This window comes from Providencia sp. PROV188, assembly GCF_027595165.1.
Lineage (GTDB): Bacteria > Pseudomonadota > Gammaproteobacteria > Enterobacterales > Enterobacteriaceae > Providencia > Providencia lanzhouensis.
Map to the genome: position 1 here is coordinate 258,491 of NZ_CP097291.1, position 20,956 is coordinate 279,446.

Annotated in this window: 21 protein-coding genes; 12 read left to right on the plus strand and 9 right to left on the minus strand. The window is 43.3% G+C overall.

What is annotated here, in order from left to right; translation table 11 throughout:
- Positions 1-478 precede the first annotated feature (478 nt).
- The 11 genes from pstS (at position 479) to hemN (ending at position 11,800) form a co-directional block, all read left to right on the plus strand.
- On the plus strand, positions 479-1,522 hold the full coding sequence (gene pstS, locus M5X66_RS01140; protein ID WP_036948462.1) for a phosphate ABC transporter substrate-binding protein PstS: 1,044 nt from the start codon (positions 479-481) through the stop codon (positions 1,520-1,522).
- A 111-nt stretch (positions 1,523-1,633) separates the two neighbouring features.
- Positions 1,634-2,590: a phosphate ABC transporter permease PstC gene (gene pstC, locus M5X66_RS01145; protein ID WP_036948465.1), complete on the plus strand. Its 957-nt coding sequence runs from the start codon at positions 1,634-1,636 to the stop codon at positions 2,588-2,590.
- Between the two features lies 1 nt (position 2,591).
- Positions 2,592-3,473 carry a phosphate ABC transporter permease PstA gene (gene pstA / locus M5X66_RS01150; RefSeq protein ID WP_036948467.1) on the plus strand — a complete coding sequence of 294 codons (882 nt, stop codon included), beginning with the start codon at positions 2,592-2,594 and terminating at the stop codon, positions 3,471-3,473.
- Between the two features lie 38 nt (positions 3,474-3,511).
- Positions 3,512-4,288, plus strand: a complete 777-nt coding sequence (gene pstB, locus M5X66_RS01155; protein ID WP_036948470.1) for a phosphate ABC transporter ATP-binding protein PstB — start codon at positions 3,512-3,514, stop codon at positions 4,286-4,288.
- A 13-nt stretch (positions 4,289-4,301) separates the two neighbouring features.
- The gene (gene phoU / locus M5X66_RS01160; protein ID WP_006663093.1) at positions 4,302-5,033 is read left to right on the plus strand and encodes a phosphate signaling complex protein PhoU; all 732 of its coding nucleotides are present in this window, start codon (positions 4,302-4,304) and stop codon (positions 5,031-5,033) included.
- A gap of 241 nt (positions 5,034-5,274) precedes the next feature.
- Complete coding sequence (locus tag M5X66_RS01165; protein WP_036948477.1) at positions 5,275-6,114, plus strand: ABC transporter substrate-binding protein; 840 nt, start codon at positions 5,275-5,277, stop codon at positions 6,112-6,114.
- A gap of 74 nt (positions 6,115-6,188) precedes the next feature.
- Entirely contained in the window at positions 6,189-6,941 is a 753-nt protein-coding gene (locus M5X66_RS01170) for an amino acid ABC transporter permease (protein ID WP_036948481.1), read from the plus strand.
- Between the two features lies 1 nt (position 6,942).
- On the plus strand, positions 6,943-7,695 hold the full coding sequence (locus tag M5X66_RS01175; RefSeq protein WP_036948484.1) for an amino acid ABC transporter permease: 753 nt from the start codon (positions 6,943-6,945) through the stop codon (positions 7,693-7,695).
- 227 nt (positions 7,696-7,922) lie between these two features.
- A complete protein-coding gene (locus M5X66_RS01180) occupies positions 7,923-9,257 on the plus strand; it encodes an NCS2 family permease (RefSeq protein WP_036948487.1) in 1,335 nt (444 codons plus the stop codon).
- 435 nt (positions 9,258-9,692) lie between these two features.
- Complete coding sequence (gene yihI / locus M5X66_RS01185; protein WP_036948490.1) at positions 9,693-10,211, plus strand: Der GTPase-activating protein YihI; 519 nt, start codon at positions 9,693-9,695, stop codon at positions 10,209-10,211.
- Between the two features lie 215 nt (positions 10,212-10,426).
- Positions 10,427-11,800 (plus strand): oxygen-independent coproporphyrinogen III oxidase, encoded by a 1,374-nt coding sequence (gene hemN / locus M5X66_RS01190; protein WP_270103812.1) that lies wholly within the window; start codon positions 10,427-10,429, stop codon positions 11,798-11,800.
- Positions 11,801-11,990: 190 nt separating this feature from the next.
- Here hemN and ampC read toward each other — a convergent pair whose 3' ends face one another.
- Entirely contained in the window at positions 11,991-13,133 is a 1,143-nt protein-coding gene (gene ampC, locus M5X66_RS01195) for a class C beta-lactamase (RefSeq protein ID WP_036948496.1), read from the minus strand.
- 154 nt (positions 13,134-13,287) lie between these two features.
- Here ampC and M5X66_RS01200 point away from each other — a divergent pair, with 154 nt between their 5' ends.
- Positions 13,288-14,178 carry a LysR family transcriptional regulator gene (locus tag M5X66_RS01200; protein WP_036948499.1) on the plus strand — a complete coding sequence of 297 codons (891 nt, stop codon included), beginning with the start codon at positions 13,288-13,290 and terminating at the stop codon, positions 14,176-14,178.
- A gap of 83 nt (positions 14,179-14,261) precedes the next feature.
- Here the strand turns inward: M5X66_RS01200 and M5X66_RS01205 are convergent, their stop codons facing one another.
- The 8 genes from M5X66_RS01205 to M5X66_RS01240 all read right to left on the minus strand — a co-directional run bounded on the left by M5X66_RS01205 (position 14,262) and on the right by M5X66_RS01240 (position 20,956).
- Positions 14,262-14,549, minus strand: a complete 288-nt coding sequence (locus M5X66_RS01205; protein ID WP_036948501.1) for a helix-turn-helix domain-containing protein — start codon at positions 14,547-14,549, stop codon at positions 14,262-14,264.
- 73 nt (positions 14,550-14,622) lie between these two features.
- Entirely contained in the window at positions 14,623-14,850 is a 228-nt protein-coding gene (locus M5X66_RS01210) for a helix-turn-helix domain-containing protein (protein WP_270103813.1), read from the minus strand.
- Positions 14,851-15,035: 185 nt separating this feature from the next.
- A complete protein-coding gene (locus M5X66_RS01215; RefSeq protein ID WP_036948506.1) occupies positions 15,036-15,296 on the minus strand; it encodes a helix-turn-helix domain-containing protein in 261 nt (86 codons plus the stop codon).
- 82 nt (positions 15,297-15,378) lie between these two features.
- On the minus strand, positions 15,379-16,368 hold the full coding sequence (locus tag M5X66_RS01220) for a fimbrial protein (protein ID WP_270103814.1): 990 nt from the start codon (positions 16,366-16,368) through the stop codon (positions 15,379-15,381).
- Between the two features lie 82 nt (positions 16,369-16,450).
- The gene (locus M5X66_RS01225) at positions 16,451-16,945 is read right to left on the minus strand and encodes a fimbrial protein (protein ID WP_036948510.1); all 495 of its coding nucleotides are present in this window, start codon (positions 16,943-16,945) and stop codon (positions 16,451-16,453) included.
- A 10-nt stretch (positions 16,946-16,955) separates the two neighbouring features.
- On the minus strand, positions 16,956-17,462 hold the full coding sequence (locus tag M5X66_RS01230; protein ID WP_036948512.1) for a fimbrial protein: 507 nt from the start codon (positions 17,460-17,462) through the stop codon (positions 16,956-16,958).
- A gap of 9 nt (positions 17,463-17,471) precedes the next feature.
- Entirely contained in the window at positions 17,472-18,452 is a 981-nt protein-coding gene (locus M5X66_RS01235) for a fimbrial protein (RefSeq protein ID WP_270103815.1), read from the minus strand.
- 11 nt (positions 18,453-18,463) lie between these two features.
- Positions 18,464-20,956 carry a fimbria/pilus outer membrane usher protein gene (locus tag M5X66_RS01240; protein WP_270103816.1) on the minus strand — a complete coding sequence of 831 codons (2,493 nt, stop codon included), beginning with the start codon at positions 20,954-20,956 and terminating at the stop codon, positions 18,464-18,466.

Sequence of the window (20,956 nt, forward strand, 5' to 3'; positions counted from 1 at the left end):
ATATTCTTCATATTTTGTGTCGCAGCGTTGTTGGCTGCGCTCGTTAACCCTAGTCACATACTTGTGTATGCTCCTAGGGCTTAACTCGTTTGCCGCCTAGCTGCAACGCAAACTATTTTGAATATTGCATGCTAAGGCGATAGAAGGCGGACTGCATAGAGATATGCTCTGTAGAAAGATAGAAAGATAGAAAGATAGAAAGATAGAAAGAGAAATAAATTTTTTCATTTATGACAATATGTCATATTCCAAACGCTAAGCTGTCACATTCGCTGTTCTTATTTAGTTTGTTGAAAAATAAGTAAATAATCATTTTTGTACCATTCTGCTACACTTAATCATGTCGATAAAATCCGCAAATGTCATAAAACTGTCATAAAGCTGACATATTGCCGTAACTCAATTGTCCTATTTTCCCTACCGTGACATACACCCAATAATTTAATACTTGATTATTTCTTACATCCCCGGAGGGATTATGAAAATGATGCGTACCACACTAGCAAGCGTAATGGCAGCAACCTTATCTCTGACTGCAATGTCTTCTTTTGCTGCTACCAGCCTGACCGGAGCTGGCGCGACATTCCCTGCTCCTGTTTATGCGAAGTGGGCAGATACTTATCAGAAAGAAACAGGTAATAAAATTAACTATCAGGGGATCGGTTCTTCTGGTGGTGTAAAACAAATTAATGCAAAAACAGTTGATTTCGGTGCGTCTGATGCGCCATTGACTGATGAAAAACTCAAAGAAGACGGCTTATTCCAATTCCCAACCGTGATTGGTGGCGTGGTTTTAGCGGTAAACGTTAAAGGCATCGAATCTAATCAACTGGTTCTTGATGGTAAAACTCTGGGCGACATCTACTTAGGCAAAATTGCAAAATGGAATGACCCAGCCATCGCAAAACTGAATCCAAACGTAAAATTACCTGACCAAAACATCGCTGTAGTTCGCCGCTCTGATGGTTCTGGTACCACATTCGTCTTCACAAGCTACTTAGCAAAAGTTAGCTCAAACTGGAAAGATGAAGTGGGTGCAGGTTCAACGGTTAACTGGCCGAAAAACAGCGTAGGCGGTAAAGGTAACGACGGCGTTGCAGCCTTTGTTCAACGTCTGCCAGGCTCTATCGGTTATGTAGAATATGCTTACGCAAAACAGAATAATCTTGCGTATACTAAGCTGGTTTCTGCAGATGGTCAGCCAGTTTCACCAACAGGTGAAAGCTTCAGCGCAGCAGCGAAAAAAGTGGATTGGTCTAAATCATTTGCACAAGACCTGACTAACCGTGAAGGCGCTAACGCATGGCCAATTACCTCAACCACATTCATCTTAGTTCACAAGCAACAAGCGGATGCGGAGAAAGGTAAAGCGGTTCTTGATTTCTTCAACTGGGCTTACGACAAAGGCGGTAAACAAGCAGAAGCATTAGATTACGCTGTGTTACCTCAAGAAGTTGTGACCGCAGTACGTGCAGCATGGAAAACAGAAGTAAAAGATAGCCAAGGTAAAGCACTGTTCTAAGTGCCCCTCGGGTTGGAAAAGGGTAAGCGGGGGCTGAGGAATAGCTCCCGCTTATTCACCGTAGTAACGTAAGTCCTACTGAAAAGTAGGCATGGAATGAGAACAAAGCGCATGGCCGAAAAAATAACGGCATTCAAAGCCCCTAGTAAATCGGGCGACGTGATTTTTAGTGCATTAGTCAAAATAGCAGCGCTAATCACTCTCCTCATGCTTGGTGGCATTATTATTTCCCTGATTTTCGCATCTTGGCCAAGTATGCAGAAATTCGGGTTTTCGTTTTTGTGGAATAAAGAGTGGGATGCGCCAGCAGAGCAGTTTGGTGCATTAGTGCCTATCTACGGCACCATCGTCACATCATTAATCGCTCTGATTATCGCCGTACCCGTGAGTTTTGGTATCGCATTATTCTTAACAGAGCTAGCGCCTAACTGGTTAAAACGCCCATTAGGTATTGCGATTGAGCTTCTCGCTGCAATCCCAAGTATTGTTTATGGTATGTGGGGACTGTTTGTCTTCGCTCCGTTATTTGCAGAATACTTCCAAGAACCAGTTGGTAATGTCATGTCGAGCATTCCAATTGTTGGCGAACTGTTCACTGGTCCTGCGTTTGGTATTGGTATTCTTGCGGCGGGTATTATCCTTGCCATTATGATCATTCCTTACATCGCCTCTGTAATGCGCGATGTATTTGAACAAACTCCTGTGATGATGAAAGAGTCAGCCTATGGAATTGGCTGTACTACATGGGAAGTGATTTGGAATATCGTTCTGCCTTATACCCGTAATGGGGTGATTGGTGGTGTGATGCTGGGGCTAGGTCGTGCATTGGGAGAAACCATGGCGGTCACCTTCGTCATCGGTAACACTTACCAGCTCGATAGCCCTTCACTGTTTATGCCGGGTAATAGTATTACCTCTGCGCTGGCGAACGAATTTGCTGAAGCGGAAAGTGGTTTACACACGGCGGCATTGATGGAACTTGGTTTAATTCTGTTTGTGATTACCTTCATCGTTCTGGCGATTTCCAAGCTGATGGTAATGCGCCTTGCTAAGAATGAGGGACGCTAATATGTCGATTTCTGAACCTGTTGTAGTGAATCAAAAAGAGCGTGCACGCCGCCAAGCATGGCGCCGTCAAGTCAACAGAATGGCATTATTAGTCTCCATGCTGACGATGGCATTTGGTCTGTTCTGGTTAGTGTGGATTTTATTCTCCACGGTAACCAAAGGGATTGATGGTATGTCCCTCAATCTGTTTACTGAAATGACACCGCCGCCAAATACAGAAGGTGGTGGTTTGGCGAACGCCATTGTGGGAAGTGGATTGCTTATCTTGTGGGCGACCGTTATCGGAACACCATTAGGGATTTTAGCGGGTATCTACTTAGCGGAATATGGTCGCAAATCGTGGTTAGCTTCGGTGACGCGTTTTATTAACGACATTCTGTTATCTGCGCCTTCAATTGTGGTTGGTCTGTTTGTTTACACCATTGTGGTGGCTCAAATGCAGCATTTCTCGGGTTGGGCGGGGGTAATTGCACTTGCATTACTGCAAATCCCAATTGTTATTCGTACCACTGAGAACATGTTGAAGCTCGTGCCTGATAGCCTGCGTGAAGCGGCATATGCACTGGGCACACCAAAATGGAAAATGATTTTATCCATTACATTAAAAGCATCTGTATCTGGGATTATTACCGGTATTTTGCTGGCTATCGCGCGTATTGCGGGGGAAACCGCACCGCTGCTGTTTACGTCACTCTCGAACCAATTCTGGAGCACCGACATGAATGAGCCAATTGCTAACTTACCAGTGACTATCTTCAAATTTGCAATGAGTCCGTTCTCTGAATGGCAGCAATTAGCATGGGCAGGGGTTCTCCTAATCACCTTATGTGTCCTGTTAATCAATATCATTGCCCGTGTTGTGTTTGCACAGAAAAAACACTAATCCCAGACGAATAAAAGAATTGATAGAGAGAAGTAGCCATGATTAATGCAAACGATATTGCAAACAGTAAAATTAAAGTTCGTGACCTTAACTTCTACTATGGAAAGTTTCACGCGCTGAAGAATATCTCTTTAGACATTGAAAAGAACAAAGTGACTGCGTTTATCGGCCCATCAGGTTGTGGTAAATCCACGCTGCTGCGTACCTTCAACAAAATGTACGAACTGTATGGTGAGCAACGCGCAGAAGGCGAAATTTTACTGGATGGTCAAAACATCCTGACTGATAAACAAGACATCGCGTTATTACGTGCAAAAGTCGGTATGGTATTCCAAAAACCAACGCCATTCCCGATGTCTATCTATGACAATATCGCGTTCGGTGTGCGTTTGTTTGAAAAGCTGTCCCGCGTCGAAATGGACGAGCGTGTGCAGTGGGCGCTAACAAAAGCGGCACTGTGGAATGAAACCAAAGATAAACTTCACCAAAGCGGCTATAGCCTCTCTGGTGGTCAGCAACAGCGTCTGTGTATTGCGCGTGGTATCGCCATTCGCCCAGAAGTTCTGTTACTCGATGAGCCATGTTCTGCTCTGGACCCAATTTCAACGGGGCGTATTGAAGAGTTGATCAGCGAATTGAAATCAGAATATACCGTGGTGATCGTTACTCACAACATGCAACAAGCGGCGCGCTGCTCTGATTACACGGCATTTATGTACTTGGGTGAGTTGGTGGAATTTAATAACACTGACAAGATGTTTACCACCCCAGAAATGAAACAAACTGAAGATTATATTACTGGCCGCTACGGTTGATATGGAGCCGACGATGGATACGCTGAACCACAACAAACATATATCAGGGCAGTTCAACGCTGAACTGGAACATATCCATACTGAGTTGATGACCATGGGAGGGCTAGTTGAAGAGCAGCTCACCAAGGCTATCACTGCGATGCATAATCAGGATGAAGCCCTAGCGCGAGAAGTGATTGCCAATGACCATAAAGTCAACATGATGGAAGTGGCAATCGATGAAGAGTGCGTCAAAATCATCGCCAAGCGCCAGCCAACCGCGAGCGACTTGCGTTTGATTATGGCAATCTCAAAAACCATCGCTGAGCTGGAAAGAATCGGTGACGTCGCGGATAAAATCTGCCAAACCGCACTGGAAAAATTCTCTCAGCAGCACCAGCCATTGTTGGTGAGCTTGGAGTCATTAGGTCGCCATACCGTGCAAATGCTGCATGACGTGCTAGATGCTTTTGCGCGCATGGACTTGGAAGAAGCTATCCGTATTTATCGTGAAGATGAAAAGGTAGACCAAGAATACGAGGGGATTGTCCGTCAGTTAATGACGTATATGATGGAAGACCCGCGTACCATTCCAAGTGTTTTAACTGCGCTGTTCTGTGCTCGCTCCATTGAGCGTATCGGTGACCGTTGCCAGAACATTTGTGAATTTATTTTCTACTATGTTAAAGGGCAAGATTTCCGCCATGTAGGTGGAGACAGCCTTGAAAAAATGCTGACTAGCTCGAAAGACAGCAACAAAGAGTAACTGTTAAACCACTGGGGTGCTGGCCACCTCAGTGTTCATCTTCTTCATTTTCTTCTTGCTCGATAAGAGTCTTAATCTGCAACATTTTAGGGGTCGCTCCGATGAATTTTCGCCCCTTTTTTTATGTCTATCCATATTCCAAATTGATATAAATATATTATTTAATATTATTTCAGGTGCTAAGAAATAGTTGATAGCTTGTGATGGTCGATTTACACAAATTTACCGTTAGGGGTATTCAATGAAAGCTCGTTTTCTTACTTCCGCACTTTTAGTTGCAGGTCTGGCGCTGACAGCGAATGTCGCTAGCGCAGATAAATTAGATGATATTAAACAAGCGGGAGTGATCCGCATTTCTGTTTTTGACAGTAATCCCCCATTCGGATTTATTGATCCTAAAACCAAGAAACTTGCTGGCTATGATATCGATATCGCCCAAGCGATTGCTGATGATCTTGGCGTGAAATTAGAGCTGCGTCCAACCAACCCAGCTAACCGCATTCCACTGTTAACATCCGGCAAAGTTGACCTGATTGGTGCCAACTTCACAATTACAGATGAACGTGCAAAACAGGTGGATTTCTCCATTCCTGACTTTGCAACAGGGCAAAAATTTATCGCGCGTAAAGGCGTACTGAAAACCCCTGAAGATATCGCTCCACTGCGTATTGGTGCAGACAAAGGAACTGTTCAGGAAGTGACTCTGCGCGAACGTTTCCCGAATACCAAAGTTATCTCTTACGACGATACCCCGCAAGCTTTCGCAGCGCTACGTAACGGTAACGTACAAGCGATCACCCAAGATGATGCGAAGCTGGTGGGCTTGCTTGGTAACTTGCCAGAAAAAGTGAAAGCAGACTTTGAAATTTCACCATTTAGCTTAACCAAAGAGTACCAAGCGCTAGGCGCGAGCAAAGGAGAAACGCGTTTAATTGAAAACGTGAATGCTACCTTGCTGAAACTGGAGAAAGAAGGCAAAGCGAACGAGATTTATAACCGTTGGTTTGGTCCAGACACCAAAGCGGCACAACCACGTGGTGAATTCAAATTTGCCCCATTGAGCGAGCAGCCTAAATCTTAAGTTAGTCATGCAGTTTAGTGAGAGTAAACGCCCCTGCCATGTTGCAGGGGTTGTCAGTTATAGCGAGGCGAAATATGTTCGACAAATTTTTCAGCGGTGACTTCTGGTCTGCGCATCTACTAGCACCACAATACCTTGAGTGGTTTGGCTATGGCTTTTTGCTTACAGTCTGGATCTCGATTTGTACGATCATCGCTGCCACGCTATTAGGTTTTATTGCCGCCTCGGCAAGAGACAGCCAAATCGCGCCGCTACGCTGGTTTGTGACCGTTTATATTTCGATTTTCCGTAATACGCCACTACTGGTGCAACTGTTTTTCTGGTATTTCGCCTCGGGAGAAATTCTCCCTGAATCAGCGATGGAATGGCTGAATACTCCCCATGAAATTGAAATTTTAGGGATAACATTGGGTTGGCCATCCTTTGAATTTTTAGCCGGATTTGTCGGCTTAACGCTATACACCGTACCTTTCATTGCGGAAGAAGTGCGCTCTGGTATCCGAGGAGTGCGTCAAGGACAGAAACAAGCAGCTCTCGCTTTAGGGCTGACATCATGGCAGTCCATGCGTTTAGTGATTTTACCGCAAGCCGTAAAAATCGCGTTACCGCCGCTGTTAGGGCAATACATGAACGTCGTCAAAAACTCGTCATTAACGATGGCGATCGGGGTGGCTGAGCTTTCTTATGTATCACGCCAGGTAGATAGCCAATCATTACAAACATTTGCTGCATTTGGTTTAGCTACAGTACTGTACATTGCAATCATTGCCTTTATGGAAGGCTGGGGTCAGTGGCGACAACAGCGTCAATTGGCCCAGGGGGTATAAGATGGATTTTTCAGTCATTACGGATAACTGGCAATATCTGTTATTTGGGGCTTATCCTGATGGTCCCTTGGAAGGGGCAGCACTGACGCTGATTATGAGCGTATTGGCTGGCGCTGCGTCTATTGTCCTCGGCACATTGGGTGGTATTGCGCTGGCGATGCTACGTGGCTTCTGGATGAATTTATTTGCCGCCGTTTTAGGTTTTTTCCGCGCCATTCCCGTCATCATGTTGATTTTCTGGACTTACTTCCTACTGCCTATTGTCTTCGGAACGGAAATTCCGGGCGTGACGGCGGTGGTGTGCGCATTAGCGCTGATCACTTCAGCCTATTTAGCGCACGGCGTGAAAGCGGGAATTTTAGCTATCGGTCAAGGGCAATGGAACGCTGGGCTTTCTCTCGGGTTTAACCGCTGGCAAGTTCTGTGGAATGTGGTGTTACCTCAGGCATTACGAATGATGGTGCCTTCCTTTATTAACCAATGGGTTGCGTTAATTAAAGATACCTCTCTGGCGTATATTGTGGGGGTTGCAGAACTGTCATTCTTAGCAACACAGGTGAATAACCGTGAAATGATCTATCCGCTGGAAGTGTTTTTGTTTGTGGCATTTATCTACTTTGTGATGTGCCTGTCAGTAGAAATTATTGCCAATCAAGTGGCGAAAAAGCTCAGTGATAAAAGTGCAGCGCGCAGCCGTTCAGCAAAACGCGGTTGGCTGTTTTGGCGACGTCAAAAGCTGATTGCGCTTTCTTAATCGCACAAAGGCGGCTTAATCCCTCAATGGCGGTATGACAACCGCCATATCTCCCTCGATATTCATTTACAGTATCAGTCAGTTAGGAAATACGACTTATTTAAAATGACGCAATCGTTTTCTTTTGCATCGTTTAGTTGTACCATGAGCCGAAAAAAACTTTTTTTCGTGCCCACCACGCATCCATTGGCAATCTAGGGCATGACATTTCGACAAGGCGCATTTTAATGACTAATCAATCATCTGGCTCCTCGCAATCGCAGGGTCTGTTTCAGCGTGTGTTTAAATTACAAGAACACGGCACCACCGCAAGAACAGAGGTCGTTGCAGGGTTCACCACCTTCCTGACGATGGTATATATCGTTTTCGTTAACCCACAAATTTTGTCCGTCGCTGGCATGGATATCAAAGCGGTATTCGTGACCACCTGCTTAATCGCAGCCATCGGCAGTATTTTAATGGGCTTACTGGCTAACTTACCTATTGCTGTTGCACCCGCGATGGGGCTAAATGCCTTCTTTGCCTTTGTGGTCGTTGGGGCGATGGGCTATTCATGGCAAGTCGCTATGGGGGCGGTATTCTGGGGCGCAGTTGGCTTATTTATTCTAACGTTATTCCGTATTCGTTACTGGATTATCGCTAATATTCCCCTGAGTTTACGTGTGGGGATCACCAGCGGTATCGGTCTGTTTATCGCCATGATGGGACTGAAAAACTCCGGTATTATCGTCGCAAACCCAGATACCTTAGTGTCAATTGGTAACCTAACTCACCATAATGTGTGGTTAGGGGCATTAGGCTTTTTCATTATTGCCATTTTAGCGGCGCGTAATATTCATGCGGCAGTATTGGTATCTATCGCCGTGACGACGCTGATTGGTTTAGCGCTGGGTGATGTGAAATATACGGGTATTTTCTCAATGCCACCAAGCATTACCAGTGTTGTTGGACAAGTGGACTTTGCAGGCTCACTGGATCTGGCACTTTCTGGGGTTATCTTTGCCTTTATGTTGGTAAACCTGTTTGACTCCTCGGGCACCATGATTGGGGTAACAGACAAAGCCGGTATTACCAACGAGCGCGGGACTTTCCCTCGCATGAAGCAAGCACTGTATGTGGATAGCTTAAGTTCTGTGGCAGGTTCTGCAATGGGGACTTCATCCGTAACGGCGTACATCGAAAGCTCTTCAGGGGTATCGGTGGGCGGTCGTACAGGTTTAACCGCGATTGTCGTCGGTGTGTTATTCCTATTGACGATGTTTATCTCTCCGCTGGCAGGCATGGTTCCCGCTTATGCAACCGCAGGCGCGCTGATCTATGTTGGCGTTCTGATGACTTCAAGCTTAACGCGCGTGAAATGGGATGACTTAACGGAATCCGTTCCAGCGTTTATTACTGCGGTCATGATGCCATTTAGCTTCTCGATTACAGAAGGTATTGCGCTAGGGTTTATTGCGTACTGTGCGATGAAGATTGGTACAGGGCGCTGGCGTGATCTGGGTCTGTGTGTGATCCTTGTCGCGGCGATGTTTCTACTAAAAATGATCCTCGTTGACGCCTAATATGCTCGTCATATTTTGCGCTGTAGCGGCGTTGGCTTCGGTTGCTAACCCTAGTCACATACTTATGTATGCTCCTAGGGATTAGCAACTCTTGCCGCCTTGCTACAGCACAAACTATTTAGAGCATTGCTCAAGGTGACTCTCTATTTTTTGCCCTCTGGCGATACAGCTATTGAGAGCATTGGAATGCTTAGGCAACTTGAATTATTTAGAATATTGCTCAGGATATCTTTCTATTTTCTGGCGTACAGCTAGTTAGGCTCTCCCTTTTTGTTGCTTGCATGCAACTCAAATTATTTAAGGTATAATCATTAAAGTACTGTTGCGAATGCAAAGTGAGATAAAATTCACCTAAATTGCAAAGTAGTGCTTTCGCTGCTTAAGGGATCCTGCTAGATTCCGCCGCAGAAACTGATTTTATCAAGGTAGCAAACCATGAATTCACCGAAAAAACCGACCGCAAAACTGAAGAAAAAATACCGTAAGACGAAAGAAGAGCTCAACGCAGAAGGTCGTGAGCGTAAACGCGAGAAAAAACATCGCGGGCATAAGTCTGGTAGCCGTAACCAAGACGGTGCTTCGAATGGTCAAAAAAATGGGCAAAATGTTCAGGCTGACCCACGTATTGGCAGTAAAAAACCAATTCCACTGGTGGTTGAAAGTAACCAGCCAGTTGCGCGTCCTGTCGTGAAAGAAAAGCCAGTTGCTAAAGAAAAACTGACGCCAGAAAAAGAACTGGAAATGCTGGAAAGCAACGATCGCTTAGATGAGATTCTGGCACGACTGGAAGATGGCGAAACCATTACTGCTCAAGAGCAGCAATATGTTGATACCTGCTTAGATCGCATCGATGAACTGATGAATATCCTCGGTATCGAATATGCGGACGAAGACGGTGATGAAGAGGAAGAAGAGAAATTTGATGACATTATGCGCATCTTAAAAAGTAAATAATTTCCTATCTATTCGTTCCTCCCGTAGTAAGCGGGAGGAATTCTGCTTAATTTCTCGCCTATCTTCCTTTTCTTTGATGTTGCATCGGATCTGTATTTTCTAACATCGCTATAATCTTTGCGGTATAGACTCTTTACATAAATAGCTAAAAAATAATCTAAAGAGATATAATTAACAGTGATGCTTTCGAGCTTGTGGTCAATTAAGGAATATCAATGTCAGAGCAAAATATCGTTTGGGATCTCTCTCTCATCCAGAAATATAACTATTCAGGTCCGCGTTATACCTCTTATCCAACAGCCTTAGAGTTCAATCAAGACTACAACGAACAGGCTTTTGTTGAGGCAACCCAGCGTTATCCTGACCGTCCTTTGTCTCTGTATGTGCATATCCCGTTTTGCCACAAACTGTGCTATTTCTGCGGCTGTAATAAGCTAGTCACTCGCCAAAAACATAAAGCGGATGAGTATCTACAAGTCATTGAAAAAGAAATTATCCAGCGTGCTGCGTTACTTAAAAACCGCACAGTGACTCAAATGCACTGGGGCGGCGGTACACCAACGTATCTAGATAAGGCACAAGTGAGCCATTTAGTTGGCTTGCTGAAAAAACATTTTCATTTTGCGCCTGATGCCGAGATGTCCATCGAAGTGGATCCCCGCGAAATCGAACTCGACATGATTGACCATCTGCGCAGTGAAGGCTTTAACCGCCTAAGCATGGGTGTTCAAGATTTTAATAAAGAAGTGCAAGTTCTGGTTAACCGCGAGCAAGATGAAGAGTTTATTTTTGCACTCATTAAACGTGCCAAAGAGACTGGCTTCACTTCAACCAGTATCGACCTAATTTATGGTTTACCAAAACAAACCCCTGAAAGCTTCGCGTTTACATTGAAAAAAGTGGCGGAGCTCGCTCCCGATCGTTTAAGCGTTTTCAACTATGCGCATTTACCGAATTTATTTGCAGCGCAGCGTAAAATTAAAGATGAAGACCTGCCAACGGCGGAGCAAAAACTGGATATTCTGCAAGATACTATCGCAACGCTGACATCCGACGGTTATCAATTTATTGGGATGGATCACTTTGCGCGCCCAGAAGATGAACTGGCGGTCGCACAGCGAGAAGGAATTTTACATCGTAATTTCCAAGGGTATACCACCCAAGGAGATTGCGATTTATTAGGATTAGGGGTATCAGCGATCAGCATGCTCGGCGATAACTACGCCCAAAATCAGAAAGATTTAAAAACTTACTACGCGCAAGTGGAAGAAAAGGGGCATGCCCTATGGCGTGGATTAGTGCTAACTGACGACGACTGCCTGCGCCGTGACGTGATTAAAACATTGATTTGCAACTTCCAATTGAGTTTTGCGCAAATAGAAGCGCTCTACCCAATTGACTTCAAAACCTACTTCAAAGAAGACCTAGAACTGCTGAAACCGATGGCAGAAGATGGGCTGGTGGAAGTCAGTGAAACGGGGATTAAAGTCACGCCACGTGGGCGTTTGCTGATTCGTAATGTGTGTATGTGTTTTGATGTTTATCTTAGAAGCCAAATGCGTGTTCGCCAATTCTCCCGTGTCATTTAAATGTTCGTCATATTTCGTGCTGTAGCGTTGTTGGCTACGTTCGCTAACCCTAGTCACATACTTTTGTATGCTCCTAGGGCTTAGCTTCTCTTGCCGCCTAGCTACAACACGAACTATTTAGAACATTGGATGTTTGCTAGGATAGTTATCTAAAACATTCCAGATTCCAAATTCTTCATATTTCACTGGGCTAGTGCTTCACTTTTTCGATCAGCTGGTAAGCGGTGTTGATGCGCTCAGGAATTGGGTACCATTGGTTGGAAAGCAGCACCACGGCGATTTTTTCCTCGGGAATAAATACCGCGTAGGTGGCGAATCCGCCGGTAGAGCCAGTTTTGTTATACAGTGAGCGAGATTCTGGTGGCATCGGTGGCTGAATGGCATCCACTTTTTGCGGTTTCAGTGCCATATCATCACGGTTACCTTGTTGTAACTGGGCGAGTGAAACTGGCCACGGATAACTTTCCCACATCAAATCTTGCACAAAAGAATCCGTCATATACACGCCTGTATGCGTATCTTCTACTGCTTCCTGCCACGGTTTTGCCACGTCGGCGACTTGCATATTAATATCTAAAAAGTGGATCAAATCCTTCGCGTTGGATTTCAAGCCGTAGGCTTCATTATCTAAAATTTGTGGAGTTACACGCACCGGTTGATGCTGCTTGTTATACCCTTGAGCATAATTTTTTTGCTGATTTTGCGGTACCTGTAAATAAGTATGCTTCATGCCCAAAGCTGGTAACATCATCTTTTCTATTGCATCAGGGAATGACTGATTAAGTTGCTTAGCAGTCACCATGCCTAATAAACCCACACCAAGATTGGAGTATGAACGGTATTCACCAATAGGTTTTACAGGGAACCACTGCTGATAATAATGGATTAGCTCCGCGCGGTTAGTCACTGCATCCGGAACAAATAGCGATAAGCCTGAAGTGTGGGTGGCTAGATTCATCACTGTTACTTTATCAAATGCGCTATTTTTTAATTCGGGTAAATAATGGCTGACGGTTTGTGCAAAATCTAACTTACCTTGTCCTTGAGCATAGGCGGCAAGCGTGGCGGTAAAGGTCTTTGATAAAGAACCGATTTCATACAACGTATTGTTGCTCACAGGCACCTGAGTCTGTTTAGACTGCACGCCATAGTGATAAATAAAATGCTCACCATCCACGGAAATCGCAACAGACATTCCCGGAATTTGCTGCTGTTTCATCAACGGTTTAATAATGCTGTCCACATCGGATTGCGTTAATGCCACGCTAGATAGTGAGGTAAATGCCAAACTTAGGGCGACAAGCAGCCGTCCGCGACGAAAAAGATTTTTCATACAGATATCCATTTAAATAAAAGTTTTAGTTATGATGAGTGACAAACAAGAGGCGGTCACATACCAAAGGAAGAGTGATTCTGGTGTTGGAGTATGCGGCTTTTTTGGCATTAGTTAAAACGATATAAAATTCGATGAGGTAAAAGAAAATCTTATGGCTGAAAATGCTCGCTACCGTTTACCCCTCAATGCACTCAGAGCCTTTGAGGCATCTGCGCGCCATCTAAGCTTTACTCGAGCAGGTATGGAGTTAAATGTCACTCAGGCAGCGGTAAGCCAGCAAGTTCGTGCGCTGGAAGAACAACTAGGCTTAGAGCTATTTATTCGTTTGCCTAGAGGGCTAGCACTGACCGATGAGGGGTTGGCATTATTGCCTGTCGTTAGCCGATCTTTCGACCAAATCGAATCATTATTGCAGCAATTCGAAGATGGTCATTATCATGAAGTCCTGAATGTCTCTGTGGTAGGCACCTTTGCGGCGGGCTGGCTATTACCGCGTTTATCGCATTTTTCCGATCTTTACCCTTATATTGATTTGCGCATTATGACCCACAATAACGTGGTGAATTTAGCTGGAGAAGGGGCTGATTTTGCGATCCGTTTTGGGGAAGGGCTTTGGCCATTAGTGGAAAATACGCCGTTATTTTCTGCGCCGCATACGGTGCTTTGTGCCGAAAAGGTCGCTCATAAACTTAAGCATCCCATTGATTTACAAAATTTTCCGTTGATGCGATCTTATCGTAAAGATGAATGGGAAAAATGGTTTTTAGCGGCGAATGTGGAACCGTGGCGTGTGAAAGGACCTGTTTTTGATTCTTCCCGTTTAATGGTGGAAGCGGCTTTATTGATGGACGGTGTTGCCATCGCACCAAGCTGTATGTTTGAGCGGGAGCTAAGTGCAGGGGATTTGGTTCAGCCATTTGATATTTCCGTGACTCTCGGGGGCTACTGGCTGAGTCGATTAAAATCCAAACCGATGACACCAGCTATGACGATTTTCCAGCAATGGTTACTTGAAGAATCCAAAAAGAAGGATCATTTATAGGGTGATAAATCGGTGCTTAAATTTTAAAGCACCGATTGTGAAATTAGCTAGGGTGTGGCGAGTATGAATTCAGAAACGTTCGTTCAGAAAACGACCGACTCGGCAGCGTAGTAACTTTTTTTATGGTCTTGCTCCTCGCGGCTGCTAGTTATTTCATTAAATTCTGCAAAGAAATAGGCAGGGTCGACCGAGAAAATAAGAGAGAAATGGTAGAGCGTGTCCACATGAATATTCACATCGCCATTTTCGTAGCGAGATAAATGTTGCTGACTGATCCCCAATTGTTCGCTCAGTTGTTTTCCACTGATTCCGTGGCTATCTCTTAGCGCTCTTATTTTTAGACCGACAGATTTTGATACGATTTTCTCCATATCGTTAACTCCTAGGTATATTTATTATGAGAGTTAATTAGATTTTTTATATAAATAGAATATATCGAAATACTTATTTTTCATTGATATCTAGAAGGTCTCTTATACCAATTTCAAAATAATCCGCATATTGCCATAATCTATCTAAATTAATTCTATTAACTCCTCTTTCATAACGTGACTGCTGCTGCTCGCTAACACCAATGGTATCCGCAAGCTCCCGTAATGTGATTCCATTCATTTTTCGATAATAAATAATTTTACTACCGACCATTTTAGATATGAGATAATCTTTAGACATATTGAGCCTCTCTGTGAATAAGTGAATACATGGAAATAAATCAATCTTAATTAGATGATTTATTAAGCCTAATAAGCTCAATATGATTATTAACCTAGCATTAATTCTCAGGTTAAACTATAGATCTAGGTCAATAAATGAAAATTTCTCTTGTTGTCTTTTATTTGATAATTATCGATATTAGATTATCTATTAAAATGTATTTTTATATTTTTAGTTTCATGTTCACTCAGGTTAAAAAAATCTAATAAATCAACATTGAATATTTCCGCATACTGGCTAAGTCTATCCAAATTAATACGATTAATACCTCGTTCATAGCGAGATTGTTGCTGTTCGCTAACATGAATCATTTTGGCAATATCGTAAAGAGATAAGCCATTCATTTTTCGATAATAGGTTATTTTATTGCCAATAATTCGGGACACAGGGTAATATTCAGGCATCATCAACTCCTCTTTAATCATCTAATTCGATTATTATTCAATAAAATTTCTAATTAACGAAAATAGATAATCTATTTCTTACCTACTCATAGCGAATATTAACAGTTGCATTAGCATTTGCGGTTCCTGGTGTTACTATTGCTGCGGTTTTGATATAGCGTGCTTTCCAACCAAAAATATAGTCATTTGCAGGAACGGAATTTTGTTGCACTAATTTAGTATTTAACTGAATTGGGGTTCCAGCGTTATTCAGTAATTGCACAGCAATGCCTGTGGCTTTATTTGCTCCACTTAACCCAAGCCGCCCATTTACTGCATTATCAACAGTATCTGAAGTTACTGTGTATTTTATATTGGTACCTGTTTGGCAACTTAATGTTATCGGAATATTAACCGTTCCTTGGAAATCACCAATATTTTTAAATTGGGTGTCATACCAGTCACCTAAATTAATATCATAGGTATTTTTACTGTTTTTTAGTGAACAACTAACGACGTTGATTCGATAGTTTGTTGGAAGACTTAATCTATTTCCTATAAATCGGGTTCCTGTTGTCGAATTACCTTGAGTTATATAGGCGATTTCTCCACTTCTTAATGTTCCTGAGGATGTAATAGTACCTGTTTTTACAATTTGAATATTCCAACCAGAGGGTGGCATAGTCCAACTAGAGCCACTTCCTGCATTTGCTGATGTTATAGGAATATAGCTACCTGAACCAAAAGTATTGTAATTGATTCTAATACCTATACCAGCGATACCGGTTGCTGCTATTTTACTGGCGTTAGCTGCCCACCCATTCACATAATAAAGATCTTGATATCCACCGCATGCAATTTTACCAGTTGCAACATCTGCAAAATTATAATTACTCGAAAATGCTTGCACATATTGTGTATCAAGAACGGTTCCGACTGCTGAAATATTATCGTACTGCACAGTAATTGTTTTTCCTGAAGCTGTACTTCTTAAGTTATTTTGCGGATTTTGAGCACATTCAGCCAAAGAGTAATGGGAATATAAAAATAAAGTCCCAATAACTAATATGGTGCGATAAATACGATTTTTCATTTTGTATACCTTATTAAAGATTTATCACAAGAGTGCTGTTAAATATTATTAAGCTATTACAGTACGTTTTTAAGATTATGTTTTACTGATATGTCAGCGAAAACTCTAAATGGCTTTTAAAATCCCCAGGGGTAAACATGGGTTGAAGGCTAATCATTCTTGCGGATAGCGGAATTTCGGCACTTTTGGTGGTGCTATTAATGGCCAGATCTACTGCACTGCCATTTTTAATGGTGGCTTTATTACTTTTTTGCGCCAGATGCAGCAAGCTGTTTGTAGAGCTACCTGTATTCACAAAATAGTTATTATCGGTGGCATCGGCAGTGCCATTAACACTGAATTTGGCATTTTTTGTTGAAACAGGGCAATCAACCAATTTGATAGAAAAATCCACCCATGGGCTTTGCGCAGGGTTGCGATAATTCCAACGGTTTATCTTACCTAATTCCACGTTATAACTGGTATTTTCAACTTTGCAGGGCATAACCACGACATTACCATGCACATAGATATTGACGTTTTCTGCCATCACTGGCAGGGCGCACAATCCAAGTAAACTGAATAATATTCTTTTCATGATCAGCCTCTTATAAATAGGTAATAGTGGCGGTAATATTGGCGGATAAACTGCCTGCGGTACCATTGCCGAGTGAGGAAAATGCCCGTGTGCGTAGGGGAATACTGACCAAAGGCTGCCCGTTGGTGGGAACCGTTAATATCTTGGTATTGCCTAGCGGTGTAGCCCCATCGCCACTTTGCAATTGAATGGCAATATTGGTAGCGGTGCCGCTATTTTTATACAAGCTGGCGATATCGGCACTATCTGCGGTTCCTGTGAACGTTAATCTCACGCTATTAATAAACGAGGAGCAATCTTTTAATTCAATAGTAAAAGGTTTCCAATCTGAGGCTTTCGTTCCACTATAAAAAGTATCTAAAGGAATGGTGGTCAGATCCACATCCACATTATTACCGGTAGATAAATTGCACGTTGCAGCTTTTATATTTCCGGTGAATTTCAAATAGACAGTATCCGCCGCATCAGCCGTTATCGAAATATTTAAGAATAGTAGGGTGAGCAGTAATTTTTTCATTTTAAACCTCTATTCATAGCGAATATTGACAGTGGCATTGGCATTTGCCGTACCTGGTGTAATTGTGGCGGCCGTTTTAATATAACGGGCTTTCCAGCCAAATATATAATCCCCTTGGGAAACATTATTTTGTTGAGTAAATTTTTGATTTAATACAATAGGTGTTCCGGCATTATTTAATAATTGCACTGCAATACCTGTCGCTTTATCTGCACCGGTTAAACCCAGTCGACCATTCGCTGCATTATCAATTGTATCTGATGTTACCGTGACTTTAATATTGGTGCCAGCAAGACAACTTAGTGCAATTGGAATATCAACTGTACCTTGTGTATCATTAATATTTTTAAATTGGGTGTCATACCAGTCGCCCATATTAATATTATAGGTGCTTTGGCTGTTTTTTAATGAACAGCTTAATACGATTATTTTCATTGTATTTGCTGGAAGTATTGCTGTAGTTAAATTCCAAGCCCAACGTGTATTTACACCATTTTCATTACCAAGCCCTTGTAGTGTTCCTATAGTTCTAGCATTCACAGTTCCACCAGTCCGAACATAGCCTGTTTTTTGTACTTTAATTTCCCATAAAGGGCTATTAATATTGAGTAATGTACCACTATCTTGCCAAACACTAATTGGTTGACTTACTTTTAATGCCGCAGTTTCAGCAGTGAAAGTGATGCCTGGAATTGAAGTAGATATAGTTGTATTTGTTATTGGCGGGCTGTTGAGTAATTGTAGCCCAATATTGTAGCAACCACTCGGATTCGCAGTTACAGATAAAGGTGCAGTTCCATAAGTTAATTTGATGGTATCTAAAACTTTGGTGCTACTATCGTCATATTGAATAGTATATGTTCTAGCAGGAATATATTCAGTTCGATTATTTAAATTAGGATTCTTAGCACATGCAGCAGAATAGCCATAACCAGAATATAAAAATAAGCATCCAATGGTACATGTAAATTGAATAATGAGTTTTTTCATTTTATGTTCCCTTATTGGCAAACCGCAGTGGTTTTATATAAGCCAATATAATTCGGTAACCCTGCTAAGTTATAAGAAACTTGGCACTGCTGTTTATCGTTATATTGAATGGTAAATGAACCGCTTTCTGGCATTCCCGACAAATAAATTTCACCGTCATTACCCACCATGGCATTGAGCTGATTATTATTAGGGAAAATCGCCTGTGCCCCGAATGGCACCGGTTTACCATCTTTAAAATTCAAAATCATGATAGCGCGATAGCCCACATTGGCATTAAAGCTGGCTTTGGCAATTGCCCCACGGCTTGGCGCCACGTTTTGGGTGGTTAACTCCATTTCGGTATCACTTGGTAATTTGCTGGTATCAATTTGAATCCCATTACTGCGATACGCGGTGACATACGGCACTAAGGCATAGCCTTGCCCGTTAGTTTGAATACCGGTTTGGTTCAGAATCGGGACATTAGGCGCATCGGGAATTTCCACCAAGGCTGCCGTTTCACCCAGTTGCTGACCAAGAACTGCCCCTCCGGAATGAGCGACCACACTGCCGCTGGCACCGTAATACAGGTTGTAATTGTTGGTGCTGTATCCCGTCCCCCCAGTGATTTCCCCATACTGCCCGCGGTAGCTGGCATTTAAGTTACCGGAAGCCCCTGAATCACGGGTTGGGAAGTTTTGCTGAGCACTCCAATTTAAGCGATTGTTCAGCTGGGTTGCTGAAATCCCCATGCTCCCTGACGAGCCATTGGCGCTGCTACTGGTACTGTTAAAGTTGTAATAGAAGGTGTCTTCAAACACGCTAAACGGCACGCTCACTGTAAAAGCAAATTGGTGATCATCATCTTTCGTGCGTCCACCACTATTCATGTTCGGGTTAGTATTTTTGTTATAGCTGTAATTCAATCCGTAACTGATATTATTCCAGCTATTGTTATAGCCAATAGTAGTGGATTGGGTTTTACGATCACTGTTCCAGTAATCTTCGCTAACAAAACCGACAGACAGTGAACCCCAGTTATCCCCTAAGCTTTGGCTAAGGGTGATTTCCCCGCGGTTACGGCGGCGTTCATACAGTGGGCTAAATCCACTTTTACGATAGCCATCAAACACTTCCGCCAAACTGTAGAAGCCTTGCGTAGAGTAGCGATACCCTGCGAGGGCAATGTTGGTACCAATATCATTTAGGTTTTTGTTATAGCGAAAACGGTAAGATTGCCCGCTTTCCGTGGTGCCATTATTTAAAGTGGAGTTGGCGTGGGTGACATCCACAGATAATGCCCCAAAGCGCCCTAAGTTTTGCCCCGCACCCACAGAATAGGCTTGGTATTTATCACTCAGTTGGCTACCCCCAAAGGCGGTGAGCCCCCACGGTAAGCCGTAGATCAATGTGAACTGGGCGAACGGTTTTTTATCTACGCTGCTGTCATAGCTGCGATATTGCCCACCCGTCACGCTATAGGAAACATAGCCTTCACGTTGTAAAACTGGCAAAGAGGCATACGGGATAATTTGATATTGCTCGCTACCATTGGCCTCTTTGATGGTGACGTGCAGATCTCCGCTACCGCCAGTGGGGTAGAGGTCGTTAATTTCAAACGGACCTGCTGCCACATCGGTTTGGTAAATGGTGTAACCGTTTTGGCGAATGGTGATCTGCGCATTACTGCGCGCAATACCGCGTACCACGGGTGCATACCCACGTAAGCTTTCTGGGTTCATATCATCATCGGTCGCCAACTGCGCCCCACGAAACGGCACGCTGTCAAAAATATCCGATGGTGATGTGCTATCCCCGAGAATCAGCTGGCTTTTTATCGCATTGATATTCCGGCTTAAATAGGTATATACCGTGTCCCATTTATTGCGCTGCCCGTCACTGCTTTGCCATGTGGTGTAGTTACGCAGACGCCACGGGCCGATATTCAGCCCCGGACGTAAGTTCACATAGTTGGAATTGCTGCTATTTTTGTCGTTTTTGCGATCGGTATTGCGTGATCCGTTATAACTGTAATTGAGTAACAGGGCGTTGATCCCATCATCAATCGCCGCCAGATCCACATAGCCGCGCGGGTTCATATTCAACGCAATCTGCGGAATACTTAAATAGAGACGTTGAGAGCCAAATTCAAACTCACTTTTGGCATCGGGGATCGCGGATAGATTCACGCACGAATTCCCTGCGGTTTGTAGATTAGGATAATCTGTAACTTTCACACCCACATCTTTTAAATCGCTGAGCGTCAGGCATGGCTCCAGCTCTTTCTTGGCATTATTGGAAAAACTGACACTCTTTGAACCTATCAGGCTCTTATTAATGTAGATATCCACATAATATTGACCTGGTAATTGTTCATTACGTTCGAATTGCCCTAAGTCCACCGATTCTTTATTTGGTAGCTCAAGAAATTCAGGATCAAAATAGGTGTCTGGCTCTGCTGAGGACGTCGCAATATAGCCTAAGGCGATAAATAGGCTAAGGCATATTTTATTTATTTTCAT

Coding starts and splice junctions, on each gene's coding strand:
- pstS (WP_036948462.1), top strand. CDS start 479: ATGAAAATGATGCGTACCACACTAGCAAGCGTAATGGCAGCAACCTTA.
- pstC (WP_036948465.1), top strand. CDS start 1,634: ATGGCCGAAAAAATAACGGCATTCAAAGCCCCTAGTAAATCGGGCGAC.
- pstA (WP_036948467.1), top strand. CDS start 2,592: ATGTCGATTTCTGAACCTGTTGTAGTGAATCAAAAAGAGCGTGCACGC.
- pstB (WP_036948470.1), top strand. CDS start 3,512: ATGATTAATGCAAACGATATTGCAAACAGTAAAATTAAAGTTCGTGAC.
- phoU (WP_006663093.1), top strand. CDS start 4,302: ATGGATACGCTGAACCACAACAAACATATATCAGGGCAGTTCAACGCT.
- M5X66_RS01165 (WP_036948477.1), top strand. CDS start 5,275: ATGAAAGCTCGTTTTCTTACTTCCGCACTTTTAGTTGCAGGTCTGGCG.
- M5X66_RS01170 (WP_036948481.1), top strand. CDS start 6,189: ATGTTCGACAAATTTTTCAGCGGTGACTTCTGGTCTGCGCATCTACTA.
- M5X66_RS01175 (WP_036948484.1), top strand. CDS start 6,943: ATGGATTTTTCAGTCATTACGGATAACTGGCAATATCTGTTATTTGGG.
- M5X66_RS01180 (WP_036948487.1), top strand. CDS start 7,923: ATGACTAATCAATCATCTGGCTCCTCGCAATCGCAGGGTCTGTTTCAG.
- yihI (WP_036948490.1), top strand. CDS start 9,693: ATGAATTCACCGAAAAAACCGACCGCAAAACTGAAGAAAAAATACCGT.
- hemN (WP_270103812.1), top strand. CDS start 10,427: ATGTCAGAGCAAAATATCGTTTGGGATCTCTCTCTCATCCAGAAATAT.
- ampC (WP_036948496.1), bottom strand. CDS start 13,133: ATGAAAAATCTTTTTCGTCGCGGACGGCTGCTTGTCGCCCTAAGTTTG.
- M5X66_RS01200 (WP_036948499.1), top strand. CDS start 13,288: ATGGCTGAAAATGCTCGCTACCGTTTACCCCTCAATGCACTCAGAGCC.
- M5X66_RS01205 (WP_036948501.1), bottom strand. CDS start 14,549: ATGGAGAAAATCGTATCAAAATCTGTCGGTCTAAAAATAAGAGCGCTA.
- M5X66_RS01210 (WP_270103813.1), bottom strand. CDS start 14,850: ATGTCTAAAGATTATCTCATATCTAAAATGGTCGGTAGTAAAATTATT.
- M5X66_RS01215 (WP_036948506.1), bottom strand. CDS start 15,296: ATGCCTGAATATTACCCTGTGTCCCGAATTATTGGCAATAAAATAACC.
- M5X66_RS01220 (WP_270103814.1), bottom strand. CDS start 16,368: ATGAAAAATCGTATTTATCGCACCATATTAGTTATTGGGACTTTATTT.
- M5X66_RS01225 (WP_036948510.1), bottom strand. CDS start 16,945: ATGAAAAGAATATTATTCAGTTTACTTGGATTGTGCGCCCTGCCAGTG.
- M5X66_RS01230 (WP_036948512.1), bottom strand. CDS start 17,462: ATGAAAAAATTACTGCTCACCCTACTATTCTTAAATATTTCGATAACG.
- M5X66_RS01235 (WP_270103815.1), bottom strand. CDS start 18,452: ATGAAAAAACTCATTATTCAATTTACATGTACCATTGGATGCTTATTT.
- M5X66_RS01240 (WP_270103816.1), bottom strand. CDS start 20,956: ATGAAAATAAATAAAATATGCCTTAGCCTATTTATCGCCTTAGGCTAT.